The following is a 4,118-nucleotide window of genomic DNA, read 5'->3' on the forward strand; positions in this document are numbered from 1 at the left end:
ACCATTCCGTCGATTGCCAGCAGAGCATCACGGCATGCCCCGAAGGCGCCGACGCCGGGAAGAATGATACGATCTGCCCGAGCAACCATTTTCGGATCAGCGGTCACAGACACGTCCCCGGCACCGGCGGCGATCAGTGCATTGTGGACACTGTGCAGGTTACCGGCGCCAAAATCGATCAGCGCTATCGTCTCAGCCACCCAGCTGCCCCTTGGTCGAAGGAATCGCATCGCCCTTGCGCGGATCACGCTCTACCGCCTGGCGCATTGCGCGGGCAAAACCCTTGAAGATGCTTTCCGCAATATGGTGGTTATTTTCACCGTAGAGCAGCTCGATATGGAGGGTTATCCCGGCCGCATCGGCGACACTGTGGAACCAGTGCTTGAACATTTCCGTGTCCATCTCGCCCAGCCGTTCCTGCGTGAACGCCGCGTTCCAGACCAGATAAGGCCGCCCGGAAATATCAAGCGCAACCCGGCTCAACGTCTCGTCCATCGGCGAATAGGCATTGCCGTAACGCACGATCCCGGCCTTGTCGCCAAGCGCCTGATCAATCGCCTGCCCCAGCGCGATGGCGCTGTCTTCGGTGGTATGGTGCTGATCGACGTGCAGATCACCCTTGATCCGCAATTTCAGGTCAATCAGGGAATGGCGCGAGAATTGTTCGATCATATGATCGAGAAAACCGATCCCGGTAGACACGTCATATTGACCGGTCCCGTCGAGGTTCAACTCGACAAAAATCTCGGTTTCCTTGGTATTTCTTTCGATTGTCGCGGTTCTCATGCAACTGGCCTATAAAGGCTTGAGCAAATCAGGCAAGAATTTCGCGGCCTTCGGCGATGCGAAATTCATTTTACGCCCTTGACCCGATGCCCGCTTCGCGCCACCTAGGACAAATGAGCGATGATGCCCCCGATAGCCTGATTCCTTACGACGAAATCGTACAGGAAGCCCTGCGCGCCGTCGTAAGCCGGGTGCTGGGACAGGTCGTCAAAGACGGTCTGCCCGGCGAGCATCATTTTTACATCACTTTCAAGACCCGCGCGCCCGGCGTCGACATCCCGGACCATCTGATCGCAAGGTTTCCGGACGAGATGACGATTGTCATCCAGAACCGTTATTGGGATCTGAAGGTTGACGAGGACCGGTTCGAAGTAGGCTTGAGCTTCAACCAGATCAGCTCGATGCTGCATATCCCGTTCGCGGCGATCACCTCCTTCGTCGATCCGGCGGTCGATTTTGCGCTTCAGTTCCACGTTGACGAGGTCGAAGGCGAGATAGACGGCCATGATCCGGCGGAGAATGACGGCGACACGGAAGCGGTCGAAGTCGCTGATGACGGCTCCAACGTGGTGACGGTGGACTTCGGCAAGAAAAAGTGAGCGGGACCCGCATAGAAACCGATTCTCTTGGCGAGATCGAAGTACCAGCCGATGCCTATTGGGGAGCGCAGACCCAGCGCAGCATCGAAAATTTTCCCTTCCCGCGACAGGAACGCATGCCGATCCGGCTGATCCATGGCCTGGCCGTTGTCAAACAGGCGGCAGCACGGGTCAATGGCATCCATGGCCTCGAACCGGAAATTGCCGCTGCGATTGAAAAAGCGGCAAATGCCGTGCGGACCGGCGCATACGACAATCAATTCCCTCTGACCATATGGCAGACCGGGTCGGGAACCCAGTCGAACATGAACGTCAACGAAGTGATCGCCGGTGTTGCCAACGAGGCGATATACGGCACCCGCGGCGGCAAATATCCGGTCCATCCCAATGACCATGTCAATCGCGGTCAATCGTCCAATGACAGCTTCCCTACAGCCATGCACGTAGCCGCAGCGCGGGCGCTGGAAGTCGAGCTGTTCCCTGCGCTGGAACAGTTGCACGACGCGCTGGCGGAAAAGGCACAGCAGTGGAAGTCTATCGTCAAAATCGGCCGCACCCATCTTCAGGACGCCACCCCGCTCACTCTGGGACAGGAATTTTCCGGCTATGCGGCGCAACTGGTCGCCGCCCGCGACCGGGTCGAGAGCGTCCTGCCCCGGCTGCACAGGCTGGCACAAGGCGGCACGGCGGTGGGAACCGGCCTCAACGCACCGGAAAATTTCGGCGAGAATATCGCCAAGGAAATCTCCAAGATCACCGGTCTGAAATTCACTTCCGCCCCCAATAAATTTGCCGAACTGGCGGCGCATGACACGATGGTGGAATTGTCCGGTTCGCTGAATACGCTGGCGGTTTCGCTGACCAAAATCGCCAATGATATCCGGCTGCTCGGGTCCGGGCCGCGTTCCGGCCTCGGCGAGCTTGATCTGCCCGCCAATGAACCGGGCAGCTCGATCATGCCGGGCAAGGTAAATCCGACCCAGTGCGAGATGCTGACCATGGTCGCGGCGCAGGTCATCGGCAATCACCAGGCGGTGACCGTCGGCGGGCTGCAGGGTCATCTGGAACTCAATGTGTTCAAGCCGCTTATAGCCGCCAATGTGCTGCGCTCGATCGAGATCATGTCGATCGGCATGTCGAGTTTCGCCGAGCGCTGCGTCGAGGGACTGGAGGCCAATGAAGCGCGCATCAGGGAGCTGGTTGATCGCAGCCTTATGCTGGTCACCGCGCTTGCCCCGGTTATCGGTTATGACAATGCGTCAAAAATTGCCAAGCATGCCCACGCGACCGGCCAGACTTTGCGTAGTGCGGCATTGGAACTGGGTCTCGTCGACGAAGCGACATATGACAAGCATGTCCGTCCCGAGACCATGACGGGAAACAAGCAGAGCTGACAGATGCGATGATGAACAGTCCCCTCGACAATACCATCGACAAGTCAGTCGATACCGCCGGCGTACTGGTTCGCCAGTTGTGGAAAATCTGGGAAAGCCTGGTCGAGATGGTTCCCGGGATGATCATTGCACTCGTCGTGTTTCTGGTCACATGGCTGGTTGCCAGCTCCGCAAGCCGGATTGCCGACTGGATCACCAGAAAGCGCGAAATGAGGCCGTCGCTCCGCGCCCTGATCGACACGCTAATCCGGATTGCAATCTGGATTTTCGGGACGCTGATCGCGCTCACCATCTTGCTGCCGGGCCTGACCCCCACCGGCCTTATCACCGGACTGGGCCTCGGCACGGTTGCGATTGGTTTTGCATTTCAGGATTTTTTCGAAAATTTCCTGGCGGGAATTTTTATCATGGCTCGCAAAAAGATGCGGATTGGCGACTATATCAAGGCCGGTGATATCGAAGGCACGGTAGAGATGATCCGGTTGCGCGACACCCATATCCGCAAATTGTCGCGCGAGCTGCTGATCGTTCCCAACACCCATATGTTCAAGAATACGCTGGAAATACTGACCGACGAAGCATCGCGTCGTCACGAGATCACTACCGGCGTGGCCTATCATACCGATCTTGAACAGGCGCGCGAGGTTATCCGCAAGGCGGTTGCGTCGGCAGATGGCGTTGATCCCGAGCGACCGGTGGATGTGCTGGCAACCCAGTTCAATGACAGTTCGATCGATTTTACCGTGCGCTGGTGGTCCGGCAGTGATATTGCCGCTATGCTGGACAGCAGGGATTCCGTGGTCCGCCGGATCAAGATCGCGCTCGACAAGGCCGATATTGAAATTCCCTTCCCTCAGGTTACCCACAATTTCCGGGAACCGATCCGGCTTGAAAGCGATGGTAAGAAATAATGTCGATAGTCAGAAATATATTCACCACATTGGTCGGTAACGAAGCGCGCAAACACAGCAAGGGCCACGGTCTGCGCAATTTCGGCCTCGGCATGATCGCCGCCCGTCTGGCGACGCGCTCCATCCCCGGCGCGCTGCTGGTAGGCGGGGCATTGATCGCCAAGAAACTCTATGATGATAAAAAAGAGGCCGAGATGCTGCCTGCTTCCGAGGCGGTGATTGATATTGAGGGTCGGCCGGTGCCGGAGGAGCGAGAGGGCTGAATAGGGGTTGTTGGGTGTATTTGGTGAACTGTCACCGTAGTTCACAGTAAATTAGTGCACTGTAACCCTAATTCGCATCCGCAACCACGTCGTCCTGAGGAAGATTGATGAAGGTAAGATTGGAAGTCTCGTTAGAGCATGCGGTAGCGTTTCTTTCTGATCCGA

5 protein-coding genes and 1 pseudogene are annotated in these 4,118 nt (G+C 57.3%); 4 read left to right on the plus strand and 2 right to left on the minus strand.

The features are described from left to right. A pseudogene (locus WBM93_RS07775) lies at positions 1–200 on the minus strand (imidazole glycerol phosphate synthase subunit HisH); the annotation flags it as partial. Continuing rightward, a complete protein-coding gene (gene hisB / locus WBM93_RS07780; RefSeq protein ID WP_424430452.1) occupies positions 193–786 on the minus strand; it encodes an imidazoleglycerol-phosphate dehydratase HisB in 594 nt (197 codons plus the stop codon). The gene hisB and the pseudogene WBM93_RS07775, both read right to left, overlap by 8 nt. A 113-nt stretch (positions 787–899) precedes the next feature. Here hisB and WBM93_RS07785 point away from each other — a divergent pair, with 113 nt between their 5' ends. From WBM93_RS07785 to WBM93_RS07800, 4 genes are read left to right on the plus strand one after another with little or no spacing between them, the layout of a single operon-like run. Further along, the gene (locus WBM93_RS07785; protein WP_424430455.1) at positions 900–1,385 is read left to right on the plus strand and encodes an SspB family protein; all 486 of its coding nucleotides are present in this window, start codon (positions 900–902) and stop codon (positions 1,383–1,385) included. Beyond that, positions 1,382–2,779 carry a class II fumarate hydratase gene (fumC, locus tag WBM93_RS07790; protein ID WP_424430458.1) on the plus strand — a complete coding sequence of 466 codons (1,398 nt, stop codon included), beginning with the start codon at positions 1,382–1,384 and terminating at the stop codon, positions 2,777–2,779. The genes WBM93_RS07785 and fumC overlap by 4 nt, the downstream gene beginning before the upstream one ends. Before the next feature lie 8 nt (positions 2,780–2,787). Next, the gene (locus tag WBM93_RS07795; protein WP_424430461.1) at positions 2,788–3,690 is read left to right on the plus strand and encodes a mechanosensitive ion channel family protein; all 903 of its coding nucleotides are present in this window, start codon (positions 2,788–2,790) and stop codon (positions 3,688–3,690) included. Continuing rightward, positions 3,690–3,953, plus strand: coding sequence for a hypothetical protein (locus WBM93_RS07800; RefSeq protein ID WP_424430464.1), 264 nt, complete (start codon positions 3,690–3,692; stop codon positions 3,951–3,953). The genes WBM93_RS07795 and WBM93_RS07800 overlap by 1 nt, the downstream gene beginning before the upstream one ends. The last annotated feature ends 165 nt before the right edge of the window (positions 3,954–4,118 follow it).

It is taken from the genome of Parasphingorhabdus sp., assembly GCF_049667325.1.
GTDB lineage: Bacteria > Pseudomonadota > Alphaproteobacteria > Sphingomonadales > Sphingomonadaceae > Parasphingorhabdus.